This window comes from Edwardsiella ictaluri ATCC 33202 (genome assembly GCF_000264785.1).
GTDB classification, from domain to species: Bacteria; Pseudomonadota; Gammaproteobacteria; order Enterobacterales; family Enterobacteriaceae; genus Edwardsiella; species Edwardsiella ictaluri.
In genome coordinates this window covers 114,595-141,284 of the sequence record NZ_AFJI01000054.1, presented here as the reverse complement: position 1 = coordinate 141,284, position 26,690 = coordinate 114,595, and the positions used below count along the sequence as shown (strand labels likewise).

Annotated in this window: 20 protein-coding genes, 1 tRNA gene and 1 pseudogene; 3 read left to right on the top strand and 19 right to left on the bottom strand. The window is 55.6% G+C overall.

Annotated features, from left to right (window positions below; genetic code table 11):
* The 14 genes and pseudogenes from EIEH_RS07935 to xerD all read right to left on the bottom strand — a co-directional run.
* A partial coding sequence (locus EIEH_RS07935) for a hemagglutinin repeat-containing protein (RefSeq protein WP_193352020.1) occupies positions 1-4,689 on the bottom strand: 4,689 nt, incomplete at its 3' end.
* Positions 4,637-6,988, bottom strand: coding sequence for a two-partner secretion domain-containing protein (locus EIEH_RS16885; RefSeq protein ID WP_041730561.1), 2,352 nt, complete (start codon positions 6,986-6,988; stop codon positions 4,637-4,639). The genes EIEH_RS16885 and EIEH_RS07935, both read right to left, overlap by 53 nt.
* A gap of 78 nt (positions 6,989-7,066) precedes the next feature.
* The gene (locus tag EIEH_RS07930; RefSeq protein ID WP_035609179.1) at positions 7,067-7,648 is read right to left on the bottom strand and encodes an Ail/Lom family outer membrane beta-barrel protein; all 582 of its coding nucleotides are present in this window, start codon (positions 7,646-7,648) and stop codon (positions 7,067-7,069) included.
* Between the two features lie 43 nt (positions 7,649-7,691).
* Positions 7,692-8,219: a toxin-activating lysine-acyltransferase gene (locus EIEH_RS07925; protein WP_015872543.1), complete on the bottom strand. Its 528-nt coding sequence runs from the start codon at positions 8,217-8,219 to the stop codon at positions 7,692-7,694.
* Entirely contained in the window at positions 8,219-9,961 is a 1,743-nt protein-coding gene (locus EIEH_RS07920) for a ShlB/FhaC/HecB family hemolysin secretion/activation protein (RefSeq protein ID WP_015872544.1), read from the bottom strand. Before EIEH_RS07920 ends, EIEH_RS07925 begins: the two co-directional genes overlap by 1 nt.
* Positions 9,962-10,782: 821 nt before the next feature.
* Positions 10,783-10,856: transfer RNA gene (locus EIEH_RS07910), tRNA-Gly, on the bottom strand.
* A 181-nt stretch (positions 10,857-11,037) separates the two neighbouring features.
* Positions 11,038-11,163, bottom strand: coding sequence for a hypothetical protein (locus tag EIEH_RS19950; RefSeq protein ID WP_256594354.1), 126 nt, complete (start codon positions 11,161-11,163; stop codon positions 11,038-11,040).
* A 771-nt stretch (positions 11,164-11,934) separates the two neighbouring features.
* Complete coding sequence (locus tag EIEH_RS07905; RefSeq protein WP_015872549.1) at positions 11,935-12,504, bottom strand: VOC family protein; 570 nt, start codon at positions 12,502-12,504, stop codon at positions 11,935-11,937.
* Between the two features lie 165 nt (positions 12,505-12,669).
* A pseudogene (locus EIEH_RS18925) lies at positions 12,670-12,807 on the bottom strand (IS200/IS605 family transposase); the annotation flags it as partial.
* Positions 12,808-12,995: 188 nt separating this feature from the next.
* Positions 12,996-14,513: a lysine--tRNA ligase gene (lysS, locus tag EIEH_RS07900; protein WP_015872550.1), complete on the bottom strand. Its 1,518-nt coding sequence runs from the start codon at positions 14,511-14,513 to the stop codon at positions 12,996-12,998.
* 9 nt (positions 14,514-14,522) lie between these two features.
* Positions 14,523-15,621, bottom strand: a protein-coding gene (gene prfB / locus EIEH_RS07895) for a peptide chain release factor 2 (RefSeq protein WP_107775223.1) whose coding sequence is annotated in 2 segments (ribosomal slippage) — positions 14,523-15,545 and positions 15,547-15,621 — 1,098 coding nt in all. Because the reading frame shifts where the segments join, the coding sequence is not laid out codon by codon here.
* A gap of 341 nt (positions 15,622-15,962) precedes the next feature.
* Positions 15,963-17,696 (bottom strand): single-stranded-DNA-specific exonuclease RecJ, encoded by a 1,734-nt coding sequence (gene recJ, locus EIEH_RS07885; protein WP_015872552.1) that lies wholly within the window; start codon positions 17,694-17,696, stop codon positions 15,963-15,965.
* 4 nt (positions 17,697-17,700) lie between these two features.
* Positions 17,701-18,417, bottom strand: a complete 717-nt coding sequence (gene dsbC, locus EIEH_RS07880) for a bifunctional protein-disulfide isomerase/oxidoreductase DsbC (RefSeq protein ID WP_015872553.1) — start codon at positions 18,415-18,417, stop codon at positions 17,701-17,703.
* Positions 18,418-18,444: 27 nt separating this feature from the next.
* Positions 18,445-19,344, bottom strand: a complete 900-nt coding sequence (gene xerD, locus EIEH_RS07875) for a site-specific tyrosine recombinase XerD (RefSeq protein WP_015872554.1) — start codon at positions 19,342-19,344, stop codon at positions 18,445-18,447.
* 157 nt (positions 19,345-19,501) lie between these two features.
* Between xerD and fldB the strand changes: the two genes are divergently transcribed.
* The gene (gene fldB, locus EIEH_RS07870; protein ID WP_015872555.1) at positions 19,502-20,014 is read left to right on the top strand and encodes a flavodoxin FldB; all 513 of its coding nucleotides are present in this window, start codon (positions 19,502-19,504) and stop codon (positions 20,012-20,014) included.
* A 24-nt stretch (positions 20,015-20,038) separates the two neighbouring features.
* Here the strand turns inward: fldB and EIEH_RS07865 are convergent, their stop codons facing one another.
* Together EIEH_RS07865 and sdhE are read right to left on the bottom strand one after the other, a co-directional pair.
* Positions 20,039-20,455 carry a protein YgfX gene (locus tag EIEH_RS07865; RefSeq protein WP_015872556.1) on the bottom strand — a complete coding sequence of 139 codons (417 nt, stop codon included), beginning with the start codon at positions 20,453-20,455 and terminating at the stop codon, positions 20,039-20,041.
* Positions 20,436-20,702 (bottom strand): FAD assembly factor SdhE, encoded by a 267-nt coding sequence (gene sdhE, locus EIEH_RS07860; RefSeq protein WP_015872557.1) that lies wholly within the window; start codon positions 20,700-20,702, stop codon positions 20,436-20,438. Before sdhE ends, EIEH_RS07865 begins: the two co-directional genes overlap by 20 nt.
* Positions 20,703-21,049: 347 nt before the next feature.
* Here sdhE and ygfZ point away from each other — a divergent pair, with 347 nt between their 5' ends.
* A complete protein-coding gene (ygfZ, locus tag EIEH_RS07855) occupies positions 21,050-22,045 on the top strand; it encodes a tRNA-modifying protein YgfZ (protein WP_015872558.1) in 996 nt (331 codons plus the stop codon).
* Between the two features lie 40 nt (positions 22,046-22,085).
* Here the strand turns inward: ygfZ and EIEH_RS07850 are convergent, their stop codons facing one another.
* Positions 22,086-22,910, bottom strand: a complete 825-nt coding sequence (locus tag EIEH_RS07850) for a shikimate 5-dehydrogenase (protein ID WP_015872559.1) — start codon at positions 22,908-22,910, stop codon at positions 22,086-22,088.
* Between the two features lie 161 nt (positions 22,911-23,071).
* Positions 23,072-23,944, bottom strand: a complete 873-nt coding sequence (locus EIEH_RS07845; protein ID WP_015872560.1) for a nucleoside-specific channel-forming protein Tsx — start codon at positions 23,942-23,944, stop codon at positions 23,072-23,074.
* 605 nt (positions 23,945-24,549) lie between these two features.
* Between EIEH_RS07845 and trhA the strand changes: the two genes are divergently transcribed.
* A complete protein-coding gene (gene trhA, locus EIEH_RS07840; RefSeq protein ID WP_015872561.1) occupies positions 24,550-25,203 on the top strand; it encodes a PAQR family membrane homeostasis protein TrhA in 654 nt (217 codons plus the stop codon).
* Between the two features lie 55 nt (positions 25,204-25,258).
* Here the strand turns inward: trhA and EIEH_RS07835 are convergent, their stop codons facing one another.
* Entirely contained in the window at positions 25,259-26,671 is a 1,413-nt protein-coding gene (locus EIEH_RS07835) for an alanine/glycine:cation symporter family protein (RefSeq protein ID WP_015872562.1), read from the bottom strand.
* Positions 26,672-26,690 lie beyond the last annotated feature (19 nt).

Sequence of the window (26,690 nt, the reverse complement as noted above, 5' to 3'; positions counted from 1 at the left end):
GCGGATATCAAAGCCACCGGTACCGGCAAAGATGCCGCTCTGGTTCTCCACCGAGGCATAGTCGCTGTGCATCTTATCGCGGCTGGCGGCGATACCCAGAGAGCCATTGCCGAAGCCGATGCTCCCCCCGGCGCTGAAGCTGGATTGCTTGGCCTCATAGCTATCAACCGCCTGTTCACTGCGTAGGGTCAGATTATTGCCGACATTCGCCACCACGTTCTCCCCCTGTACCTGCGCCCCCTTCAGGGTGGTGTCATTACCGCTGTTCAGCGTCAGGGTGTTGCCCGCGCTCACCGTGGTATCCGTGGCATAGCGGCTGTTGCCTTTTTCAAACCCTTTTCCTTTGCTGGCGCCGGCATTGACATTAAACCCCACGCCGTTGGAGCCGAAGGTTATCCCGACCCCCACGCTGCTGCCCTGACTGCTGTTTTTGCCGTCCACCGTCTGGGTGTTTTGGGCCGATAGCAGGGTGATATCATGCCGGGCATCGAGCGCAATATCGCCGCCGGCCTGAAGCGCGCTGCCGGTGACGGCAATATTGCCGCTGTCGGGGGCTTTGCCGGTTGCGCTGACGCTCAGGTTGTTACCGGCGCTGACGCCGCTGCCCTGCGCCGTGGTCTGGCGGGTTTCGGTTTCGGATTTGGCGGCGCTGCTGCCGAAGGAGAGGTTAATCCCGATGGATGCGCCGCTGTCGCCCTGAGAGGCGTCAGCCAGACGCGCACCTGCAGCCGCCTGAACCGCGGACAGTCCCGCTTTGATCGACTGCAGCGCTTTAATCCGGCTGTCATCCGTCTCTTTCGCCTGATTCGCCGTCTGTACGGCGGTATTCAGCGCGCTGCCTACCGTTCCGCTCAGGGCGAGCGTCAGCCCGCTCTGCTTCTGCTCGGTTTTGCTCAGCTCCGTGTGGGTGTTCTCCGCGGCGCTTACCGTAACGGACTGACCGGTCAGGTTGATATCTTTCTTCGCGATCACATCGCTGCCGTGCAGCGTCAGGTTTTCACCGGCGCTCAGGGTGACATCGCCCCCGGTGCTGCCCAGGGTGCTGCCTTTATGCAACTGGCTGTGGCTGTCCGTGCTCTGTTTCAGGGACTGTGTGCCGATGGTAAACCCGATGCCTCCGGAGCCCATCAGCCCGGACTTTTTCTCTTCACGCAGGTGGGTCTCCTGCTGAACCTCATCTGCGGTGGTGACGGTGATATTTTTCCCCGCGCGGGCGCTCAGGTCATTGTCCGCAATCACCTGGCTGCCTTTGACCGTGAGATCATGACCTGCCTGGATCTGAAGGGTACTGCCGCTCAGTTGGCTCCCTTGGGCGGTTCGGCGATCCCGGGTATCACGGGTCGTGGCGGTAGTTTTGGATAGCATGCCGCTATTACCCGTTGTTTTATGGCGTTCGTCCAACTCACTGTGCTGCTCACCACTGAGAAGGGTGATATCCTGCGCGGCGGACAGGCGGAGTGTATCCCCGGCATGGATACGTGCCGCCCGGATGTTAAGGTTGTGTCCTGCCGCTATCGCCGCGTTCCCCTGCCCCGCAAGCGTTGTTCCCACCTCGGTCTGCAGGGCCTGATGCAGGGTATTATCGGCATTCCATGCCACATCATCCTGACTGGCCGTAGTGATACTGTTGATATTAATATCACGTCCTGCGGCAATGACACTCTGACTGGCATGGCCGGCGTTAATCAGCTGCGTGGCCGTCAGGTCAGTATCACGACCGGCATGGAGTACCAGCGTGGCGTTATCATTGATAACGGCAACCTGGGCGAGATTATCCAGCGTCGTACGCTGAAATCGGCTGGCTCCATTCTGACGCTCAGCATGGCGTGTGGTACTGGTGAGGCGGATATCACGCCCTGCGCTGGCGACCAACGAATCCAACCCCTGCAGCAGACCACCAATGCCGCTGATATCGTTACGTGCGTTCAGGGTAACGTCGGCACCTTGAATATGGCCAGCCTGATTCAGGATAGTGTCTGCTGTAATGGCGGTAACATGACCGCTTCCAATCACCCCTTGATTCACTAAATCACCGCGTAATGTCATGACCATATGATCGCCGGATATCAAGGCTCCGCTGGCATTCAGCGCCCCCGCGTGCACCGGTGCATAGACCTGTGGGACCAGTACCGTCTGCTGTGAGCCATCCGGCAGGGTTACCGTTGTCTCGATCAGCCAGACCAGCGGCTCTGTCAGTATTGCCATCTGCCCGGCACTCAGCGCCACGCCGGGGCGTAAATGATAGCGTTGCGCAAAAGCGACGCCACTATCCATGAGCGCCTTGTATTGCGCTTCGTCATCGCTGAATCCCTCGAGATAGCGCCGCCCGGAGATGGCTATTATCTGTTCACGCACGAGGCGCTGTTCATAGTAGCCGTCGCCCAGGCGTTTCATCGCCTGATCAATACCGAGCTGCGTTTGCATATAGTCACTCGCCAGCCACTGTCTCTTATTGGTAAAGCGGGGATCGGTTTCAATTAAATAGTGGCTATTGCTCTGTGAGGTGACATTAAACAGGCTATTGTCCGGTAAACGGGTATCCGGGATGACGGTGCGGATCACCGTATTGACGTCACCGCTTTCAGGGGTGACATCAAACTGAGCCCCCGGCGGCGGTGATGTGGGGTGCTTATCGTTAAGAGAGACCTCAGTGTTGAGCGACCCCGTACTCTCACTGCCGCGCGCGGTGGTTCGCGCGCCCTGCGCCTTAATAACGGCATGACTGCCGTCAAAATGCCCCTTGTCGACAATGCGCCCGGGGTTGAGCAGAATGGTCTGGATGGTGGCCGGCGGGGTGTACGGTGATGTATCAATGCCCGGTGAGTCATACCCCTTATGATGCACACGGTAGTAGTGGCGTAGGGTGCCTTCATCCGTAATGATCCGCGGTCCCTCAGCCTGGCGGTTTTCTACCTGACTGGCATTGATGAGCAACGTTTTACCCGCCACGATTTCACTGTTCTCGTTATAGACGGTCTGCCCGTTGAGGGTGAGCTGACCAGCGGCCAGCACTTTAGCCGGATCACTCTCTGTTACCTGGGTTTCCTGAGTCGTCTCCAGATAGCGGTACTCATTAAAGCTATCGCCACGGCTGGTATCATTGCAGATAACACCTTGAATACAGATGATCCAAGTCTCAGATTTACTGAGCGAGATGGCATAATCCTGGGTATCGTAGATTGTGCCTTCCCACTGATAGCGCAACTTATCCACTGCCGATACCGTGGCTAACGTCGTGGAGAAATGGTTGTTAATGTTATTCAGCCGGACGGCATTCAGCACCATATCTCCGGCAGACTCCAGGGTTGCGCTGATATTGTTAACCGTTGCCGCCTGCCCGCTGACGGCCCCGTTGTCGGTCAGATGGCCACCCAGCACCAGGGTTCCGTCACTATAGATAAGCGCATGCTCATGGTTGTTTAGGGTTTGTACGCCGATATTGACCTGCTGGCGCCCAGCTATAACCGGGGCAGAGCCTGCGACAGCGCGGTTATTGAGGGTTTCCACGTCAATGCCGATACGGTCGCCATAAATCCGGCCTGTCCCGGTATTATTGAGCGTGTGGGCGTCAAGCCAGGCGAGCCCACCATCGATCAGGCCGGTATTGCTCAGGGTTCCGGTGAGCGTCAATCGATCGGCTCCGGCATTGATTTCGCCGCCGGGTAAATTGATCAGGTTGTTGCCATGTAAGGCCAGCGTATCACCGGCCAGTATTCGACCGCGATTACTCACATTGTCGTTGACCTGCAACCTCAAATCGCGGTTGGCTATCAGTGAACCCCGGTTGTTAAAGGCCTGGCGGCTGAGGATCTCCATACTTCCGGTAGACAGTAAGGCGCCATCTCCCGTCAGGTTTTGTGCCGCCAGCGTCAGCTGTGATCCCGCACTCAACGTACCCGCAGTATTGATGACCTGAAGTGCGTTTCCCCTTGCCTGCAGTGTGTCGCCGGCCGAGAGCAGACCGTGGATATTATTGATGGCCCTGGTCACCGTCAGCGACAGATCGTTATTCGTGAGCAGGCGGCCTGCCTGGTTATTCAGCATGTCACCCGTCAGCGTCACATTTTGGCCCTCAATACCCTGTTGGCTATCCCTGGTCTGGCCATTATCGATCTGTGGTGCCTGTATTGTCGCCGTTGCCCCACTGCGCAGCAGCCCCTGCTGATTATTCAGCGCCGCTGTCAATGCCAATCCTAAATCGCCGACGCTCTGGACCTGGCCCTGCTGGTTTTGCAGCGTCTGGGCACGCATATGAACAGACTGCGTAGAGACGATGCGGCCCCCGTGCCGGTTATCGATCGTCGCGGCGGTCAGGACGGCATCCCCTGTGGCGCCCAGGGTACCCGCCTGATTATTCAATTCACCACTGTTTACTGCCAGTGCCGATAGACTGTACAACGTGCCGCCCTGGTTATTGAATGCAGCCCCCCGGGTATTGAGTGTGATGTCATCGCCCTGGATCACGCCCTGCCGATTATTCAGGTCGCCGAGGGTAGAGAGGGTTAAAGGCCCCTGGCTGACTATCTGTCCCTGCGGGTTATCCAGCAGCGTATTGAGCAGCGTCAGGCTTTTTCCCGCCAGCAGCAGACCGCGGTGGTTATCCAGCAACGGGGTCTCCAGCACCAACAGCCCCTTGCTACTGATCCCCCCCGTTATCGACTGTTTCCCGGTTGAGGAGATAAGAGGCATGGAGCGCCATATCACCGCCACTTTGTATCTGCCCGTCATCGCTGTTATTCAGTCGAAGAGTGTGCAGCCGCAGAGAAGAGCCGCCAGCTATCTGCCCATGACGGTTATCGATATCGGTAGCGGTAAGCCGCCCATGGCCGTTAGTGATCAGTTTACCCTGCTGATTCAGGATACGATCGGCCTGTAGGGTGAGATCACCGGTGGCACCGATGATGCCCCTCTGGCGATTATCAAGCTGCTGAGTGATAGCCAGCTGCGCATTTTTTCCGGCCTTGATAGCACCGGCCTGATTATCCAGGCTGGAGGTCTGCAGCTTGAGGGATTGGCGCGTAGCGAGTACACCTTGCCGGTTATCCAGTTCGGTCGTCGTAAGGTGTAAATCGCCCGTACTGATTACCCGCCCCTGGCGATTATTTAGCGAGTCAGCCAGTTGAAGAACGCTCTCCTCCCCGCTGCTTGTCAGGCCGTCCTGGTTATTGAGCGCTGTTGCAGTCAGCTGGAGTGCGCGTGAGGCAATTAACTGTCCGTGAGTATTGTTGAGCGCTGTGGTGTGGGTGGTAATATGCCCGGCGCTTTGGATTACGCCCCCCTCATTCTCGATGGTCTGAAGCGCCGAGAGGCGCAGTTCGCCGGTTCCGGCATGGGTGATTTCTCCGCTGCGGTTATCCAATGAGGCGGTGTTTACGCGCAGGCCCTGACCGTTACTCCGGATATGTCCCCCCTGATTATCCAGCGTGCCTACGGGGGAGAGTTCGAAATCGTCCGTACCCAACTGGGTGAGGATGCCCATACGGTTATTGACCTCACGAGCAGAGATCTGGAGCGTTTTGGCGCTCAACGCACCACCTTCGTTGTTGAAATGGGAGGAGGTGTGAGCCGATAGGGTTTGCGCTGCATCCAGGATGGCATGGCGGGTAGACAGCGCTCCGCGCTGTGCATCCAGGGATATCGATTGGGCTGCGGTCTGGCTGGCGCTGAAATCGATACCCTGGCCTTTGGCCTGGATATGCCGACTGGCAAGATTCTTCCCATGCGCACTCAGCTGACCGCGTGTAGTAAGGAGGATATCGCCGGACTGTGTCAGCTTACCCTGACGGTCTACGCCTGCGGCCAGTACGCTCCCGGCTGCAGCGGAGAATGTTTCTGCGTTGGCGCTCAGCGTACGCCCGCTCACCAGAGAGCCTTGGTTGCTCATGGTGCCATGGCTATCCAGCGTGAGCCGCTGCTGACTGTAAATACGCCCACGGTTCTGGATATCACGCTGACTGGCCAATTCGGTATCACCGGTGCTGCTGATTTTTCCGCTGTTTTCAATGCGGCCGTCTGCAGTTAAAACTACATTGCCTGCCGTTGCCCCAATATCGCCAGCGTTATGGACACCCACTCCCGTCTCGGTCCCCATCAGGCGGATTTTCCCCGCATACATTCCCCCCAGTGCAGAGACATCCAGGGCCATTACGGGTTTTTCGCTCCCCTCATCGGCCAGTGCCGTGATGGTTTGATGTACCGTATCCACCTGGTTACGCCCGGTGGTGATACTCAGACTTTTAGCCCGGACCTCCGCATTCACCTGCACACTACGGGCGATGATGTGGGTATAGTCCTGCTCGCGGCTGTCGAGTCCCTGGCCTGTAATGGTGATATTTCCGCCATTCACGCGGTAACCGGTCAGAGTACCACGGTGAAGCTGTGGTGTTCCTGTGGTCAGCGTAGCGCGATTGGCATTAATAAAGCCGCAGCCATCACAGCTGATCCCGGCGGGGTTAGCAATAACGATCTGCGCCTTTTGCCCGGCGACCTCGATATAGCCATTCAGTTGACTCAGGTTTCGGGAGTTAACCTGGTTGAGGATCACCGTCGCCTCACCCCGTGCCAAATTGGGATTTGCGGCCACCATGCCAGCGATATGGGTCGGGGTATTCTGATGGCTGTTGTTGAGAATGACCCCGCGCTTATCCACATCAAACTGGCTGTAGAGATTGTTGGATACCCCACCGGCACTCGGTGACTGGATATTTACCTGGGGCGTACCGTTGGCGCTGCTGACAATGTGTGGCTGTTGGCGGCCTGGCGCACTGGCATCGGCAACAATCCCGGCGCTGGCGGGATTGACCCAGGCCAAGGCGAGGAATACCCCCCAGGTTAACGGTGAAAGGCGGGCGGCCAGCCGTACATCGTTATGCCTTATCACCCTGGATGAGTGCGCCGGACCCGCCCGATGAGAGCGGGTAATCTCCGCGACTACCATTAACATGCCGCGCGCTTTGCTAAAAATAATGCGATATAAATGTTTATTCATTGCGACGCACACTCATCCTTATACTTCAGGCCAACAGGAAAAACGGTATTGACAGCGCCGGGGATGTGATTGGCAAAATTAGAAACGCCAACCTATCCCCACCGTGAATCCATTAATGGTTTTATTCCCCCCATACAGATCAGCCTGGGAGCCTTCATAACCTATATTTATGGAAAGAGTATTGATGGGATTAATAACAACACCGGCGGCGTAGGCCAGTTTTACCGCCTGGCTGGATGAGGTGATACTGAGATGACCATTCGGTGTATCGGCACCGACACTGTTACGCCATTCATAGCTACCGTCCATTTTGGTATAAGCCGCACCCAACAGACCGTAAACGCTGACATAATCATTTATACGGTATGCCGGCCCCAGCAGCAGGGAGGTGTATTTGGCATTAATATCAGTTTTATATGTATCTCCCCAAGCATCTTGATAGGCATTATTGTTACTTCCCTGCATATAGCTCAAGCCGCCAATCACACTCCAGAGGGTATCCCACTCATAGCGGTACTGAAGCGTGAAACCATTAAGGTTGCCAACATCCTGAAGCTGTGCATGGGCATATCCTATGCTGGCCGTTTGCTCGGCGGCTAAAGCGGCAGGGCTCGCCATTACACCGCTCACCAGAGCCAGACTTATCAGTATTTTTTTCATCTTTTTTCCTTTTTCAATAAATGAGGGAAATACACTTTTTCTATTAGCATTCGATAACGTCGGCACAGAGTGGATAATTGTGCCGCCAGGTACGCAGCGCATCCTGTGAAACCCGATCGCCCCAAAAACATTTCACCCGCTTTCCGCGCTCAGCCCCCCGGTGCCAGAGTGAACGCAGGCAGTGCGTTGGGAAGAGTTCACTGCGCAGTAGTCGGGTCATCTGCCGGGTATGGCCAAAGGGAGCAACCCAATCGATGACCCACATCCGCTCACCGCTCTGCCATGCTGCCTCCGGCACCAGTAATGGCCAGCGCGTGAGATAATGTTGTTCAGCCTGCGCATCCAACCAGGCCCAACTCATAAAAAATACGGGCCTGCTATCCTGGCAGGCCAAGACATACTGGCGCTGTCTGATGGCGGGTAATAGCAGTTCAGGCAACGCCTCCAATGGCGCCTCTCTATGCCGCACGGAGTGCATCCACAGCCAGACGGTGGCGCCCAATACTTCGGCTTCGTTCACGCTACCGCCCAGCACCAGCGGGCACTGTACGGTAAATCCATGCCACTCCATCAATAACTCCAGTTGAGGCTGAATCCGACCGTTACCGAATCTGTTTTCAGCCCATCAGGCTTGGATAACGGAGTCCCCGCAAACAGGTCGTAACCGGCCTGGCGGTACTGCCCGCGCAGGCCAACAACGCCTCCGGCCAGATGGTTACCCACCAGGGTTTCCTCACCGCGTCCGCCAACCTCACCGTAGTCGGCGCCGATATAGAGCTCTTGTGCCGGTAGCGGTGTCGCCCATGCGAGCGTATTCCTTACATACCAGCCATGGCTGGCGGTTAGCGTCCGTTCGCCATCAAAGCCGCGCACCGTCCAACGGTTGCCAATGGATAACATGTCCGGTGGTGTCAGCGGCGTATTACTCATTTGGCGAAAATAATGGGTGTTAAACTGAAAGTGTTGCTCTGCAACCGAGAAAGGGAGGGTTAGTTGCGCACTCATCTGGAGAATTTTACTGAGCGCCGTTGCCTCTCCCCAGAACTCCTCCGGTGCAGGACTTGCCCCCAGCCAGCGTGTTCCCCGCTGGTAACTCATGCCGGCATCCAGAATAGTGCTACCGATGTAGTGGCGATGCTGTAAACCTAACTTCCAGGCTGCAGTCTGGCGGCGTTGTACATCTATCTCGGTATCATTGATAACGTTATGCTGCTCACGGGCCATCACATCGGCTGTCAGGGTCGTTTTCTGGTTACTGTTACGATGCAGTAAGTAGCTGACCTGAATGTCGATATCTTTGCTGTTACCACTGTACTGATAATCACCATTGAGTCCTGCAACGGTTTGAACATAGTTGTACCGGCTCGCCGTTGCTCCCATTAGCCAATAACCAAAAGGGACAGAATAATGCGCAGTCAGGCTTTCTGATGATTTACCACTCCCATTACCATCCAGATTATGGGAGCCCGAGAGGTAAAAGAGATCACTTAACGATAAGGGATTATCCAGTGATGCCGTCAGCATCCCGAGATATTTCCCCGTCGATGTTGCCCCTGAATTATCCAGTGAGGCATCCACACGCCATAGGCGTGATTGATGGCGTTTGATGACGATATCACTTTCGCCCGGCCGCTCACCGGGAACGATATCCATACTGGTACTCACCGTCGGCAAGCGTTGCAGATTTTCAAGACCTTGCTCGATATCACGCAAATCCAGGACATTGCCACGGTGAGCCGGGAATGCCGTATACAGTGTCGCGTAGGTACTGCTGTCTGGGGTCAGGCGAACATCATGGACAAAACCGGCCAAAATAACCAAGTGGAGCGTGCCGGACGTTAACGCTTGCTGCGGTGCCAGAACCTGGGTCGTTACCCATCCATGATCGATTAACCTATTCTGCAAACGCGCCATCAGCAGATTGATGCCCTTTACCCCCAGACAATGGCCGATGGCCTGATTGGCAAGGTGCTGTAATGGCAACCAGTGGGGTAACGCTTCAGTACCACTGAGACGAACCTGCGAAATAGGGAAGCAGAGAACCTCCGTCGGGAACCCATTTTTAGGCGTTGGCGTTAGTGGAGGGGCAAAGCGGATATCGGGTGCCACTGGCGTTATTTGCTGTTCAAGTGCCTGTTGACGCTGTTGTTGATTAATAAGTGGCTGACTTATGGTGGATGTTGCCGGTGCTGCCTGGGATGACTCAGGGAGGAGCAATACACTCGCCGGAAGAAATAGCGTTATTTTTATTAATATTATACTTATTCTGGTGGATTGTGGTTTGGACACATTAAAAAAGTGGCAATGATACATCTCTTTATATGCCCCGATAATAATGAAAATGAGTTACCACCTCATATTACATTAGGTGAACATGCCTGCCAGATTAAGGAGTAAGTAATTAATCAATATTTCACGTGAAAAGCAAGTCAGAAATGATGCCTTTTGACTTTTTTTCCATTAGCGGTAGCTAAATCAGTCTCCATACATCATGTATATTTATTTGTAATAATAAAAGCATAATGCCAATAAATTTATTGGCACTGTAATAAACCTGACTAATGGTTTGGTGCTTTTGGTTCGCTTACCGATAATTATATTTGTTCTGCTGATATCTTATATCAAAAGGAGGGCTTAAATGACAGTTATCATGAAGGTATTGTGTGAGTGAATATCACTTGAGACCGGGGGGATCTATAAGGTATTTCATAAAGTCGGAATTCTGTTTCTGAATAGAGAGGGATTTTTGGTCAGGGCCCGCAGCCCCCCGTTTATAGTAATAAATGACAGTAAAGCGATGCCTATAAATCAGAGTCTATACCTGATTCTGTGTAAATGCCTTTTCTCAGAGTTGAGCGTCCAGGCGGTCAGCGAACCCGATAATAAAGCGGCTTATTGAGTCTCTCAGCGACATCGTCCATTTCTGTAACGCCGCCTGGATTGCCAGCCACACTACCATTTTCACCGGGTCATCCGTCGGAAACACGTTCTGTTTCCTGATAGACTGCATCCATCCCCTACATTCGGGTTGACTCTGAGGGAGTCGCATTGAGTTCAATTGACTAATAGAAAGCTATAACAATTTATTTATCAAGGGGGAAGTTGAGATTAGGAGACTGCAGAAGAGTTGAGATTGGAGCGGGCGAAGGGAATCGAACCCTCGTATAGAGCTTGGGAAGCTCTCGTTCTACCATTGAACTACGCCCGCAACGTGTGAACCATTATAATCACTTCCCTCTCCACAGCAAGAGGAAACTGCGCTAAGTGATGAATATTTCAGCACATATCTTATAAGTCAGCCTACCTGCCGCTTTCTTCGCCATTTTAGCTGCGCCTTATCCTGTCGACAGTATACGCACTGCATTTTCAATACCCTTCCGCACGCAACCTCACCGGAAGCTCGGGGTGACGATGCCCAGATCAGCGCCAGCTCCCCCATCGCCCGGCGCCAACAGCCAGGCCGATCGCGTCAACAGCATTTCTATCGGCACCTCCGGCAGCACGCGCCAGCTCACTCACCTCAGCGCAGGTGTAGTGGCACACTGATACTGGCCACCTGATCGGAGATGATATGCTCACTTTCCCAACACGACAGGTGGCCTGATGAGTAAACATTTCACGGCAGAATCTAAGCTCGGAGCGGCAAAGCGGGTTCTCGACCATGGGTACACCCTCCCTCAAAGCCGCCGAAACCGTCAATGTCAGCCACTCGGCCATTACCCACTGGGTCAATACGCTGCGATTTGAGCGGTAAGGTAAAACGCCCACAGACCTTCCACTCACGCCGGAGAAAATCAAGCTACACTCAATGAAGAAAAAACGACGCCTTAAAATAGAAAAATAAATCCCCAAAAGGCTACGACGCGCTTAATGTCGGACTCACTCAACGATTCACGGTAGTCGACAGGCTGATGGCGCGCAACCCAGCCGCCGCACCCTGCCACATTTTTGAGATGTACCGCAGCAGCTTCCGGCACTGGCAACGTTCCGCAAATGAGCCTGACGGCGAGCGTGTGGTTAAGTGCAGCCAGGTCATGGAGGCCAGGAACGTCAGTGGAGAAAACGAACACATTGAATAACGGCGGTCTGACACCAAACGAATCAGAACGACGGTACTACTTATTAGAGCCTATCCCATTAGGATATTTGATTTTCCATTTTGGTCTTGGGCCGTGTTCACAACCTTCACATACTGCGTGTACACCCCGCTTGTTGCGCGCTGTCCGTGTCCAAACTGGCTGCACCAATATATTCATACAGGGATAAGTTCTAAGGTCTGAATTTATTTAACTACTAATATCCACATGCCCCTGCTCAAATTCCCACTGGATCCCGTATGGATCAAGAAAGTAGAAAAAGCGAATCTCACCGATAACATTACAGACATTATCCTTTTCAACTTTATTATTCTTGCTTGCGTCAAAAAAATAAAATTCATCTGGTGTTATAGGGTCAATTTTAAATGGCTTGTATTCATCACTGACACTGACCAATTTAACATCTGATTGTTTTTTGATGAAAGTAAATGCATTATCAATATCATTTACTCTCAAACATATATGACCCACCCCACCAATATCATTTACCTTCTTATCTCTTATATAACTTTCACTGATAGGGCTATGATATTGCATTAATTCCAAAAAAACTGGAGTACCTGGTATTTCAAGAAAACGAATAGAAACATTAACACTCTCTGGCTCATCTAAGAAACCAGCAGCTTTAGAAAAACCCGCATTTTTAAAATAAGGGAAATCCTGCTGTGGTATAGCACTCAAAACTCTAGTGTAAAACTCCGTCGCCACATCAATATCATCAACAACAACATTAATATGTCCTAAACCACAAAAATTCATGCCGTGATCCTCTGCCAATGTAACCCAAGTCACTTTTAACAATAATCACAGATGACACCAAAAAATACAACAAAAAAAACAAACCCGAAACAATCTGAGCAATGGCCAACGCACTGATATGTGAGCAAGGCAGCACTCCGCCGCTAACATGTTCATACACCTCTACTCAGACAACTTTCTTAATATGCTACCGACAACCCTAGGCTTCTCCCAGAAGCAGCTCTGCCGACGGTATTTCGGAGCAAAAACCACATGATATTTACAGTTCCATCGGGTGTCCGCTAAGCTCTTTTCGTCCCCCATTGGGACCCCCTTTTGATTTCTTGTTTGACCTTTGCAGTTGCCAGACCGCAAGACGTTTTAACCAATCAAAAGGGGGTTTAATAACTGGCTCAAAGCTGAAAGCGTTACTGAACCCACAGCCTGGCCGGGGGGCTGTACACAAAAAAAACCCCGGCATAGCCGGGGCTGATAAGCGATTAAGACAACACTTATTTCTGCGGACGCATCGCCGGGAACAGGATCACGTCACGGATGGTATGGCTGTTGGTGAACAACATCATCATACGGTCGATACCCACGCCCAGGCCTGCGGTCGGCGGCAGACCGTGCTCCAGTGCGGTCACGTAGTCTTCGTCATAGAACATGGCTTCGTCGTCACCGGCATCTTTGGCTTTCACCTGATCCTGGAAACGCTCTGCCTGATCTTCGGCGTCGTTCAGCTCAGAGAAACCGTTACCGATTTCACGGCCGCCGATGAAGAACTCAAAGCGGTCGGTGATGAACGGGTTATCGTCGTTACGGCGCGCCAGCGGAGAAACCTCAGCCGGGTATTCGGTGATGAAGGTCGGCTGAATCAGCTGGCTCTCTGCCGTTTCATCAAAGATTTCGCACTGTACGCGGCCCAGACCCCAGCTTTTCTCGATCTTGATACCCAGGGATTCGGCGATCTTGCAGGCTTTATCCATGTCATCCAAATCGGCGGAGGCGATGTCCGGACGGTAGTGGCAGATGGCCTCTTTCATGCTCATCTTGATGAACGGCTTGCCGAAGTCGAAGGTCTGATCGCCATACTGCACCACGCTGCTGCCCAGAACATCCTGGCTGATGGTGCGGAACAGCTCTTCGGTCAGGACGATCAGGTCTTTGTAGTCCGCATAGGCCATATAGAGTTCCATCATGGTGAACTCAGGGTTATGACGCGGAGAGACGCCTTCGTTACGGAAGTTACGGTTGATTTCGAACACGCGCTCGAAGCCGCCGACCACCAGACGCTTCAGGTACAGCTCCGGCGCAATACGCAGGTACATATCGATGTCCAGCGCATTGTGGTGGGTGATGAACGGACGGGCGGATGCGCCCCCCGGGATCACCTGCATCATCGGGGTTTCGACTTCCATGAAGCCTTTGTTGACCATGAAGTTGCGGATAGCAGCCAGGATCTTGGAGCGGGTACGGAAAGTCTCGCGGGAAGATTCGTTGGCGATCAGGTCCAGATAGCGCTGGCGATAGCGGGTTTCCTGGTCAGACAGACCGTGGAATTTGTCCGGCAGCGGGCGCAGGGCCTTGGTCAGCAGATGGATAGAGTGGCAATGAATGGACAGCTCGCCGGTCTGAGTACGGAACAGAGTACCGCGTGCGCCGATGATGTCGCCCAGGTCCCATTTCTTGAACTGTTCGCTGTAAACATCGTCTTTCAGATCGTCACGTGCAACATACAGCTGAATACGGCCACCCATATCCTGCAGCGTAACGAAAGAGGCTTTACCCATGATACGGCGGGTCATCATGCGCCCGGCAACGGAAACTTCAACGTTCAGCGCTTCCAGCTCTTCCTTGCTCTTACCGTCATACAGGCTGTGCAGCTTATCAGAGGTGGTGTCGCGGCGGAAATCGTTAGGGAAAGCGATGCCTTCCTTACGCAGAGCCGCCAGTTTCTCGCGGCGAGCCTGCATTTCGTTGTTTAAGTCCAGAGCCTGTTCGGCGCCTTGTTGCTGTTGTTCAGACATAGTGTTTCCTCATAACCCGGCTTTTAAACTTGCCTCAATAAACCTATCCAGGTCGCCATCTAACACGGCCTGTGTATTACGTGTCTCAACGCTGGTACGTAAATCTTTTATGCGGGAGTCATCCAGCACATAAGAACGGATCTGGCTACCCCAACCGATGTCGGACTTGGTATCTTCCATCTGCTGCCGTTCAGCATTTTTCTTTTGCATCTCAAGTTCATAAAGCTTGGCTTTCATCTGCTTCATGGCCTGATCTTTGTTCTTATGCTGAGAGCGGTCGTTCTGGCACTGCGTCACCAGCCCGGTCGGAATGTGGGTAATACGCACGGCGGACTCCGTCTTGTTGACGTGCTGACCACCGGCGCCAGAGGCGCGGTAAACATCGATACGCAGATCTGCCGGATTGATATCGATATCGATATCGTCATCCACTTCAGGATAAACAAAGGCGGAGCTGAACGACGTATGACGGCGGCCACCCGAGTCAAACGGGCTCTTGCGCACCAGGCGATGCACGCCGGTTTCGGTACGCAGCCAGCCGTAGGCATAGTCACCGCTGATTTTGATGGTGGCGGACTTCAGACCGGCCACTTCACCCTCAGATTCTTCGATAATCTCGGTTTTGAAGCCCTTGGATTCAGCCCAGCGCAGATACATGCGCAGCAGCATGCTGGCCCAGTCCTGAGCTTCGGTTCCCCCGGAGCCGGCCTGAATATCCAGGTAGCAGTCGGCGCTGTCGTATTCACCGGAGAACATACGGCGGAACTCCAGCTGTCCCAGCTTCACGTCCAGCAGATCGAGCTCGGCGACGGCCTCGTTAAAGGTCTCTTCATCGTCGGCCTCTACCGCCAGCTCCAGTAGCCCGGATACATCCTCCAGCCCCTGGTGCATTTCATCGATGGTATTGACGATGGTTTCCAGGGAGGAGCGCTCTTTGCCCAGTGCCTGCGCACGCTCCGGTTCATTCCAGACATCCGGCTGTTCCAGCTCGGCGTTTACTTCTTCCAGGCGCTCTTTCTTGGCATCGTAGTCAAAGATACCCCCTCAGAACATCTGTCCGCGCAGACAGGTCCTGAATACGGTGTTTTACCGGATTAATTTCAAACATAGATTGTTATCTTCTTTAAAAGTGCCACGGTCGGGAAACATTGTGCCGTTATACGACCCCCGGCCAAAAGGACAAACGCAAAGTAACGGGATATCTCGCCACACGCTGACAGAGGCGTAGCATAAATCCCCATCCCGTTACCCCCACAGACTATAGCAACTCGCTTGCACAAATGGCAGACCCTACGCAGAGATCCCGCACTGTTGCTGTAAAATCCGGCACTTAACGCGGAAGTTCAACGAATTTACTAATCTGTGCGCCCCAGTTATTAATTATGCTAATAAAACAAGAGGGGTAACTTTCGTCACCCCTCTACAATACATGATTTTGCTGACCCTGCCTCAGCGCGGCCAGAGGTGTTGGATCATTAACTGTACACTGCGATTGCCACGGTACTCATTAATGTCCAGCCGATAGGCCAGCTCCACCTCACGCACGCTGGCGTCTGGCCACAGGGTGGTATCCACATTAAACGCAATGCCGTCCAGCAGCGGGCCGCCGCCCAACGGTTCCAGCATCAGCTTAAGATGGCGTTCTCCGACCAGACGCTGCTGTAGGATGCGAAACTGACCGTCAAAGGTCGGCTCCGGGAAGCCCTGTCCCCAGGGACCGCCGTCGCGCAGCAGTTCCGCCACCGGCAGTGTCAGCTCATCGCTGCTCAGCGCCCCATCCGACCAAACCACCCCTTCCAGCTGGGCCGGATCGAGCCATTCACCCACCAGCGTGTCAAAGTGATGACGAAAATCGTCAAAGCGCGCCGCCTCAATGGTCAGCCCCGCCGCCATCGCATGACCGCCAAACTTCTGCATCAGCCCCGGGTGCTGCATATCCAGACGCTCTAGCGCGTCGCGCATGTGCAGCCCCGGCAGCGAACGCCCCGACCCCTTCAGTAAACCCTCTCCGGCCGGAGCAAAGGCGATCACCGGGCGGTAAAAGCGCTCTTTGATGCGCGAGGCCAGAATGCCCACGACGCCCTGATGCCACTCTGGATGGTAGAGCGCCAGCCCATAGGGCAGCTGCGTCAGGGTGCGCTCCAGCCCGGCGCAGATCGCCAGTGCCTCGCTCTGCATCCCCTGCTCTATCTCGCGGCGCGTCTGGTTGAGCGCGTCCAAATCGCTGGCCAGCGCACGTGCCTGCGGCATATCATCGCTCAGCAACAGCGCCACCCCCAGCGACATATCGTCCAGCCGTCCGGCGGCATTCAGCCGCGGCCCCAGGGCAAAACCAAGATCGCTGGCGGTCAGGCGCGGGGCATCGCGTTTGGCCACCTCCAGCAGTGCGCGGATCCCCGGACGACAGCGCCCGGCGCGAATGCGGCTCAGCCCCTGATACACCAGAATACGGTTGTTGGTATCCAGCCTCACCACATCCGCCACGGTGCCCAGCGCCACCAAATCCAGCAGATCGGCCAGATTGGGCGCAGGACGCCCCAACCGTTCAAACCAGCCCTGATCGACCAGGTGACGACGCAGCGCCAACATCAGGTAGAAGGCGACACCGACACCGGCCAGCGACTTGGAGGGAAAATCGCAGTCGGCCAGATTTGGGTTGACGATGGCCTCCGCCGCCGGCAGCGTCTCTCCCGGTAGGTGGTGATCGGTCACCAGCACGCGGATCCCGCGCGCGTGGGCCGCCTCAACCCCGGCATGCGACGACACGCCGTTATCCACGGTCATAATCAGCTCTGCCCCCATGGTGGCAGCCTGTTCGACCACCTCCGGGCTAAGGCCATAGCCATCCTCAAAACGGTTAGGTACCAGATGCTGCACGCTATCGCAGCCCATGGCACGCAGCGCCAGTACCGACAGTGCGGTGCTGGTCGCGCCGTCCGCATCAAAGTCACCGACGATCACCAGACGCAGACGCTGCGCCAGCGCCTCCTGCAGCAGCACCACCGCACGCTCAATGCCATTCAGCTGTTGATACGACAGCAGCCCCTTTACCCCGCGCTCCAGTTCAGCGGCGCTACACACGCCGCGGTTACCGTACAGACGGCGCAGCAACGGCGGTATCCCGTCCGGCAGCTGGCTCTCCGCCGTCGCCTCTCGCCGGCAAAGCCGTGTCTTCATCGTCAAAACATTAACCTTTCTTCTGGCTCATCTGAGCCTGGGCATCCAGCATCGCCAGCATCTCTTTCGGCCCCTGATAGCCGGGGATCACCATTCCGTTGCTCAACACGATCGCCGGTGTACCCTGAATGCCAAACTGCACGCCCAGCGCATAGTGAGACTTGATGTTCACATCACAGGTCGCTGGTGAAATCGTCTCCCCCTTCAGCGCATCGTCAAAGGCTTTACGGCGATCCGCCATGCACCAGATAGACTGCATATCCTTCTCTGCCTTGGAGTCCGGCCCCTGACGCGGGAAGGCGAGATAGCGCACGGTGATCCCCAGATCGTTGTACTCCTTAATCTGGGAGTGCAGCTTATGGCAGTAGCCGCAGGTAATATCGGTAAAGACGGTGATCACATACTTCTGCTTCGGCGCCTTATAGACGATCATCTCCGGAGCCAGCTTGTCCAGGCGCTTCATCAGCAGCTGATTGGTCACGTTCTCCGGCACCGCGCCGCTGACGTCATACATTGGCCCCTGCAGGATATGCTTGCCATCGTCCGTAACATACAGCACGCCGCCTTCGCTGAAGACCGTCTTCAGACCGGCCACCGGTGACGCCTGAATCTGCGCCTGCTGGATCCCCAGCTTTTTCAGCGACTGCTGGATCGCGGCATCATCTGCCCGGGCCAGGCCGCTGACGGACGCCGCCAGTAATGCCAACCAAATCACGCTTTTCTTCATAATGAATTCCTTTGAATTGCCCTCCGCTCAGGCGCGGGGATGATGCTGTTGATGTAGCTGTCGCAGACGCTCTGTCGCTACATGGGTATAAATCTGGGTAGTAGAAAGATCGCTGTGCCCCAAAAGCATCTGTACGACACGTAAATCCGCGCCATGGTTCAACAGATGGGTGGCAAACGCATGGCGCAGCACGTGCGGTGACAGGCGATCCCCATCGATCCCCGCCAGGACAGCATAGTGCTTAATCCGATGCCAGAAAGTCTGGCGCGTCATCTGGCGGGCGCGATTGCTGGGAAACAGCGCCGCTACCGTCTGGCCGTTCACCAGCCACGGACGGCCATACTCCAGATAGTACTCAATCCAGTAGATAGCCTCCTCCCCAAGGGGAACCAGGCGCTCTTTATTGCCTTTGCCGATCACCCGTACCACGCCCTGACGCAGGCTGATATCCTCCTGCGCCAGCCCCACCAGTTCGGACACCCGCAGGCCGGTGGCGTACAGCAGCTCCAGCATCGCCTTATCACGCAGCTCCAGCGGCGTATCAATGGAGGGCGCCTGCAGCAGGGCATCCACCTGGGCTTCAGAAAGATCTTTCGGCAACCGTTGCGGCAGTTTGGGCGAGGCCAGCAACGCGCTCGGATCGTCTCCGCGCAGCGTCTCCCGGTACAGATACTGGTAACAGCGGCGCAGCGCGCTGAGCAGACGGGCCGAGCTGGACGCCTTATAGCCCCCATCCATACGTTGGGCAAAGAAGTCCTGCAGATCGCCGTGCGCCGCCGTCAGCAGAGTAAGATCGTGACAGGCCAGCCATTCGGCCAGCGTGCGCAGATCCTGACGATAGGAGGCCAGGGTATTCTCCGCCAGATTCTTCTCCAGCCACAGCGCATCCAAAAATTGTTCGATCAACGCCTGATCCTGCTCGTGCACCCCTGCTCCTTACCCATGGTATCGCTGTATGGTATTCCGCCTGCACGCAGCATGTTGCGTGCGGCGCCTTATCGACGGCCAGCCTACAGGATGCGGTCAGTGGTTTCAAATCTGTTACACTGCCCGTATCCGCTTGGACAACCATGGCAAATGCACAATGAAAATCGGTCTTTTTTATGGCTCCAGCACCTGCTACACCGAGATGGCCGCGGAGAGAATCCGTGACATTCTGGGCGCCGATCTGGTCACCCTGCACAACATCCGCGACACCCCGCCCGCACTGATGGCAGGGTACGACATGCTGATCATGGGGATCCCCACCTGGGACTTCGGTGAGTTGCAGGAGGATTGGCAAACCGCGTGGGACGCACTGCCGCCACTGCCGGGAAAAATCGTCGCGCTGTACGGCATGGGCGATCAGCAGGGTTACGGAGAATGGTTTCAGGACGCGCTCGGCATGCTGCACGATCGTCTGCTGACGCTCGGTGCCCGCCCGATCGGCTACTGGTCGACGGCAGGCTATGCGTTCACCGCATCACGGGCAACGCTGGACGACGGACGTCTGTTTACCGGGCTGGCACTGGACGAGGTTAATCAGTTCGATCTCAGTGAGGCGCGGCTCCAGCGCTGGTGCCAGCAAATCATGCTGGAGACGGCCGGGCTGCTGTAGCGACGACGACGGTGCTGTGACCCGCTATACGCGATCGTCGCCCGTATCGAGCAGCGCGCGGCGCAGCTGCCCCCACTCTTCGCGGCTCATGCTGTCGGCCGCCAGCCACAGACGACGGCGGCACGGCGTGCCATGGGTACTCTGCAGGATCAGCAACGCTCCCAGATCGCTAACCCAGGGGCGCCGGGCCAGGCGCCACTCGCGCAGCTGCCAGTGCCATACCTGTGGGGCCAGCCGCTGTAGCTCACCGCTGTTACGCGCAATCAGACGCTGGCTGCGGATACACTCAAAGATCACCGCAACCAGCAGAATCAGCCAGAATACGCTGTAGTTTTCCGGCCAGGGCGCCAACAGGATCGCCAATACCAGCGCGCCATGCCCCAGCAGAAACATCACCTGGGTACGCCAGGAGGCGTGAACATTACAGCGCCAAAGGGCCACGTTCTTTATTTCGCGTCTGAATCAGCGTAATCATACGGGCCAGATCGGTATCGTCCGGCTTACCCTGGTTCATCAGCCATTTAAATAGTTCAGGATCGTCACAGGACAGCAGTCGGACAAAGGTCTGTTTATCGGCATCGTTAAGCGCATCATACTCATGTTCAAAGAAAGGCATAATGGCGATATCCAGCTCACGCATTCCGCGGCGGCACGCCCAGTGAACCCGCGCTTTATTATTGATATCCATGACTCATCCACTCCGGTTTCGGTTTCTATTTGGTAACTGACGGGACGCAGACCCACACGCCGACATCGCTGGCAGAATCCCGCGCTAATCTGACTCTATTCTAGCGCGAAAACCCTTTTGATTTAGAAAATCCCTTAATACTCTGTCATATTTTGCCCTGTTTTCCGCGGATAATATTTGTTATACGTGCTTTTTTTATTTAGGGTTTGCAATGTGTTATGCAATACCGAATGCCGAGAGCACCCGGTTCTGAACGTGGCCGCATCGAGCGCAATTAACCATTGGCATTGTAGGCGACCTTTCTTACCATGGTCACTACGTCCGGTATGACCTTACAGGGAACTCTCATGAACCTTAATGCCCCCTTCTCCCCGCAGCCACCTCTGGCCGCAGAGCACCTTCCCCTGACCCTGATGCGGTTGGATGACTGGCTGCCGATTAACGTCAGTGGCCCGGATGCGCAAAGCTACCTGCAGGGGCAGCTTACCGCCGACCTGCCATCGCTGGCCGCCACGCAGCATACGCTGTGCGGCCACTGCGATGCCCAAGGCAAGCTGTGGAGCAGCCTGCGTCTGCTGCGTCGCCGTGATGGCTTCACCTACCTGCTGCGCCGTAGCGTAGCCACCCTGCAGATGCTGGAGCTGAAAAAGTATGCGGTATTTGCCAAGGCCAGCATCGTCAGCGACGAGGGGGCGGTGCTGCTGGGGGTCGCCGGTGCACAGGCAAGCGAAGCCCTCGGCGCACTCTTTCCACGGCTGCCGGACGCCGACGCGCCGCTGCTGCAGGCTGGCCGTAGCCATCTGCTCTATATGGCCTGGCCGCAGCCGCGCTACCTGCTGATCTGCGATGATGCGGATGAAGCAGAACGGATCTTCGCCCCGCTGTCCGCACGTGCACGTCTGGCGGACAGCGCCCAGTGGCTGGCGCTGGATATTGAATCCGGGATCCCACTCATCGATGAGCCCAACTGCGATAGCTTCCTGCCCCAAGCTGTAAACCTGCAAGCGCTGGGCGGGATCTCGTTTACCAAGGGATGCTACAGCGGTCAGGAGATGGTGGCGCGCGCCAAATACCGCGGCGCCAACCGACGGGCGCTGTTCTGGCTGCGCGGTAGCGCAGAGCGACTGCCGCACGCCAGCGAAGATCTGGAGCTGCGTCTGGGCGACAGCTGGCGACGCAGCGGCACGGTACTGGCGGCACAGCGGCTGGCTGACGGAGGCGTCTATCTGCAGGCGGTGCTGAGCAGCGATCTCCCGGCTGACAGCGTACTGCGGGTACGCGACGACGCGCGGAGCCAGCTGACACTGTCGCCCCTGCCCTATAGCACCGATCAGCAGGAGTGATTCCCGCCACGCCCGCCACAGCGACGTCCGTGGTCGGGCGTCACTCGCCCCGGGCGTGGGCCGCGGCCTGCAAAAACAGTCCATGCTCCGGGCGAATGCCGGTATACAGGACAAACTGCTCCACCGCCTGAATGGCAAACACCTCCGCCCCGGTGATCACCGTTTTACCCGCTGCCCGTGCCGCCTGAACCAGCGGCGTCGCTATTGGTATGGCCACCACCTCGAATACCGCGTGGGCCTGCACGATACGCGCAGGATGAAATGACAGCGCGCCGGCAAACTCACCGCCGAGCATCCCCACCGGCGTGGCGTTGATCAGCAGATCGACGGGCGTCTGCACCGGCAGCTCTCGGCACCAGGTATAGCCATACTGCGCGGCCAGATGCTGACCGGACTCGGCATTTTTCGCCACGATATAGCCACGGGTAAACCCCGCGTCCCGCAGCGCGCAGGCGACCGCCTTGGCCATGCCGCCGCTGCCGTGCAGGGCAAAGGTCATGGCGGGATCGAGTGCATACTGACGCAACAGCTGGGCAATGGCGATATAGTCGGTGTTATAGGCCTTCAACCAGCCATCCGTATTAACGAGGGTATTCACCGATCCGATCCCGGCTGCCGAGGCATCCATCTCATCCACCAGCGGGATCACCGCCTCTTTAAACGGCATGGAGATAGCGCAGCCGCGGATACCCAGCGCCCTGACGCCGCCGATGGCGGCGATAATATCGCGGGTGGTAAAGGCCTTATACAGATAATCCAGATCCAGCGCGTCATACAGATAGTTATGAAAACGGGTGCCGAAGTTACCCGGGCGTGCCGCCAGTGACATGCACAGTTGGGTATCCTTGCTGAGGTGTCGGGTCATGATGATAGCTCCTTAGGCCAGAAAAGTTCGCCGCACAGTCCCGACATCATGGCGCAAAACACGGCACAGAAAAACGGCTCGTGTTCCTGCACGTCTTCCTCTTTTGGATCCATGAAAAAGGCCCCGTCGCAGCGGGGCCTTGATACAGACATGGCGTGGAATCAGAAGTTGTACCCCACCACCAGGTAGTAGCCCCAGCCGGTCGGATGCAGATCTTCGCCCAGTGCAGCACCCGCTTTCCACTGGCCACCGTTATGGAAGTAACGGGCCACCACGGAGTAGTGCCAATGGGTGTAGTTCAGTGCCAGAATATGGCTGGAAGCGATAGAGTTATTGGAGCGAAGCTGGTTGCCGTTGCTACCGACCCCGGATTTATCGCCCAGACGGGAGCCGAAATCAAAGTTGGTGAAGCCGATATAGTTCAGATTGCCGCCCCACAGCTCGGTCAACGGCACGAAGTACTTCACCTTCACCCGGTAGCCGTCCCAGCTGTTTTCGTTGGCCGCACCGTAGTTTTCCCACTGGTACTTGCCATACACGTTCAGCGACAGGCTCATCGGCAGACCGGTATCAATGTCGGTCCCCAGACCCATATACCACGTATTCTGGCGGCTATCGCTGTTACGTCCCATGTCAAAGACATAGTCGTTCGCGAAGTACCACTCTTTGAATGGACCAAAGCCCAGGTTCAGACCGGTCAGCTTATCGATAGAGAAACGCGGCTCAATCTCCATAAACAACGGGGAGCCTTTATCCCAGATCCCTTTATCGACCGTGTTGCCGGTACCGAAGAACTTCGGGACATCTACATAGCCATAAAAATCGAACCAGTCCTTCTTGGCAAAGGCTTCATACTCCAGATATACATCATTGTTACGGAACGGCCCAAAGCGGGTATGGTAGCTCCCCACCACGTTAACGCTCTGGTGCCACCAGTCGGAAAGATACTCGCCATTATTGTCCGCCGCCGTTGCCGTGACGCTGGTGGAGAGACAGGACAGCAGAGCGCCCGCAGCTAAAATTGTTTTTTTCATATGAGTGCCACTTACCTTAAAAAGCTCCCCACACAGAGGGAGACAACGACAATATGTCAACATCGCCACAAATCAGCCATCACTCGCACGAACGCCCGCTCGTTGGCCTGGCGCATTATAGAAATAAGCGGATACAGAAATCTGTGATCAAGTAAGAGTTTTTTAAAAGCGTAATCGATTGCGTTCACGATTGCGGAGAAAATTTACGCAGGAATAATACATTAATTGAGATTCTTTTCAAATTAATAAGTTGGAGACGTTCCGTGCAGAATATTTCTTTTTTGGTTAAAAAACACTCCAATAAATTCAATAAGATAACTATTCACCCCGAAAATCCCTCACGCAACGGAGAAAGATGCTCCTGACGACGGCGATCCGCTGTTGCAAAAGTAATACTTAAAGTGACTATTTGTTATTTTAAGCACATTACCTCCCGCTATATGACTGCACGCGACAACGTTTTTTAGCTTACACGTGTACACTGGAATTATTCTCAGCTACTCTAGGCCATTCCTTCACTGGTGGAATGACCTCGCGTTGGGAGACGTTTCCTCCGGCTTACTTAAGCCCGTCGCGGGTCAGGCTTCCCTGCGTGAGATCATACGATGATGACAACCGCTTCCCCGCTGCAACCGGGATACTCTCTGACCGAAGAGGTCGCCAATAGCATCAGCCACGGCATCGGTTTTATTCTGGGGATCGTCGGGCTGGTCCTGCTGCTGCTACAGGCTATCGGCAACGGTGCCAGCGCGATGGCCATTACCAGCTATAGCCTGTACGGCGGCAGTATGGTACTGCTGTTTCTGGCCTCAACCCTCTACCACGCCATCCCTAACCGGGCAGCCAAGCGCTGGCTTAAAGTCTTTGACCACTGCGCCATCTATCTGCTGATCGCCGGAACCTATACCCCCTTTTTACTGGTTGGGCTGGATTCACCGCTGGCGCGCGGACTGATGGCGGTGATTTGGATACTGGCTCTGCTGGGGATCCTGTTTAAGCTGGCCTTCGCCCACCGCTTTAAGATCGTCTCGTTGATCACCTATCTAACCATGGGCTGGCTCTCGCTGATCGTTATCTATCAGCTGGCGATGCGCCTCTCCGGCGCGGGGATCGCGCTGCTGGCGTTGGGGGGGATCGTGTATACCCTGGGGGTTATCTTCTACGTCTGCAAGCGTATTCCCTACAACCACGCTATCTGGCATACCTTTGTCCTCGGCGGCAGCGCCTGTCACTTCTTCGCTATCTATCTATACCTCTAAGTAAAACGGCGGCAGGGGAGAGTCCCCTGCCGCCGTCATGCTCACTCTACCCACATCATTCGCCTTCGGTGACTGCACTGTCGTCACGGCGCTGGCCGATTTCCCGGGTCAGGCGGATCACCACCGGCGACAACAGCAACAGCGCGGCGAGGTTCGGCAGCACCATCAGGCCATTGAACATATCGGCCATATTCCACACCAGCTCCACGTGGAAGAAAGAGGCGATAAAGATAAAGGCGACCACCAACATCTGATACACCCGCACCGCTTTCTGTGAGTTAAACAGATAGCGAACGTTGGTCTCCGCATAGTAGTACCAGCCAATGATGGTTGAGAACGCGAAGAAGAACAGTGAGGCGGAAATAAACAGGCTGCCAAAGTGGCCATAAAAATAGGAGTATGCCTGCTGGGTCACGGCAATCCCCTGGCCTGAAAATACGCCGAGGAAAGAGGCCTGCGCCTGCCCGCCCTGCTGCCACATTGCCATTCCAGAAGTGATGATCACCAGCGCCGTCAGAGTGACGATCACGCACACCACAAATACCCCCATCATGGCAATAAAGCCCTGCTGCTCCGGGTGCTTTACCTTGGCCACCGCATGGGCATGCGGCGTTGACCCCATCCCGGCCTCGTTCGAGAACAGGCCGCGGGCAATACCGAAACGCATCGCCTGCTGGATAGCGATCCCCGCACCGCCGCCCAGTACCGCCTGTGGGTTGAACGCCGCTACGAAGATAGCCTTGAACGCCGGCAGAATATAGTGGGCGTTCAGGCCCAGGATCAGCAGCGCACCGATCAGATAGAATACCGCCATGGTCGGTACCACCTTCTCCGTGAAGGAGGCGATACTGCGCAGCCCACCCATGATAACCCCGCCGGTCAGCACGGCCAGAACCACTCCGACGATCCAGCCCGGAACACCCAGTGAGCCCTCAAAGGCGGCGGCGATCGAGTTGGACTGCACCATATTACCGATAAAGCCCAGTGCAAAAATAATCAGCACAGAAAACAGCGCGGCCAGCCATTTACAGTTCAGTCCTTTCTCAATGTAATAAGCCGGGCCGCCGACAACGTGTCCCTGTTTATCAAAAGACTTATATTTCTGCGCCAGAATGGCCTCGGCATAAATCGTCGCCATGCCCAGGAATGAGGAGACCCACATCCAAAAAATAGCACCCGGGCCACCGGCGACGATCGCCGTTGCCGGACCGGCCAGGTTCCCGGTACCTACCTGGCCTGCAATCGCCGTGGCGACCGCCTGAAATGAGCTCATCCCCTGTTTGTCCGCCTTATCGCCGGACAGAGACATACCACCAAACAGCGCGCGAAAGCCGGAGCCGAAATGACGGATCTGAATAAAGCCCAGACGCAGGGTGTAATAGATCCCCGTGCCGCAGAGTAAAAAAATCAATAGCTCATTCCACAACAGACTATTGATGCGGTTCACACACTGTGCCAAAAGTTCCATACCTGACATTACCCGTTTT

Bases quoted from the DNA above. Each gene is read 5' to 3' on its own strand.
- EIEH_RS07920 (WP_015872544.1), bottom strand. From the start codon at position 9,961: ATGTATCATTGCCACTTTTTTAATGTGTCCAAACCACAATCCACCAGA.
- EIEH_RS16885 (WP_041730561.1), bottom strand. From the start codon at position 6,988: ATGAATAAACATTTATATCGCATTATTTTTAGCAAAGCGCGCGGCATG.
- dsbC (WP_015872553.1), bottom strand. From the start codon at position 18,417: ATGAAGAAAAGCGTGATTTGGTTGGCATTACTGGCGGCGTCCGTCAGC.
- ygfZ (WP_015872558.1), top strand. From the start codon at position 21,050: ATGAACCTTAATGCCCCCTTCTCCCCGCAGCCACCTCTGGCCGCAGAG.
- EIEH_RS07925 (WP_015872543.1), bottom strand. From the start codon at position 8,219: ATGGAGTGGCATGGATTTACCGTACAGTGCCCGCTGGTGCTGGGCGGT.
- EIEH_RS07930 (WP_035609179.1), bottom strand. From the start codon at position 7,648: ATGAAAAAAATACTGATAAGTCTGGCTCTGGTGAGCGGTGTAATGGCG.
- fldB (WP_015872555.1), top strand. From the start codon at position 19,502: ATGAAAATCGGTCTTTTTTATGGCTCCAGCACCTGCTACACCGAGATG.
- EIEH_RS07835 (WP_015872562.1), bottom strand. From the start codon at position 26,671: ATGGAACTTTTGGCACAGTGTGTGAACCGCATCAATAGTCTGTTGTGG.
- trhA (WP_015872561.1), top strand. From the start codon at position 24,550: ATGATGACAACCGCTTCCCCGCTGCAACCGGGATACTCTCTGACCGAA.
- EIEH_RS07845 (WP_015872560.1), bottom strand. From the start codon at position 23,944: ATGAAAAAAACAATTTTAGCTGCGGGCGCTCTGCTGTCCTGTCTCTCC.
- lysS (WP_015872550.1), bottom strand. From the start codon at position 14,513: ATGTCTGAACAACAGCAACAAGGCGCCGAACAGGCTCTGGACTTAAAC.
- EIEH_RS07905 (WP_015872549.1), bottom strand. From the start codon at position 12,504: ATGAATTTTTGTGGTTTAGGACATATTAATGTTGTTGTTGATGATATT.
- EIEH_RS07850 (WP_015872559.1), bottom strand. From the start codon at position 22,910: ATGACCCGACACCTCAGCAAGGATACCCAACTGTGCATGTCACTGGCG.
- sdhE (WP_015872557.1), bottom strand. From the start codon at position 20,702: ATGGATATCAATAATAAAGCGCGGGTTCACTGGGCGTGCCGCCGCGGA.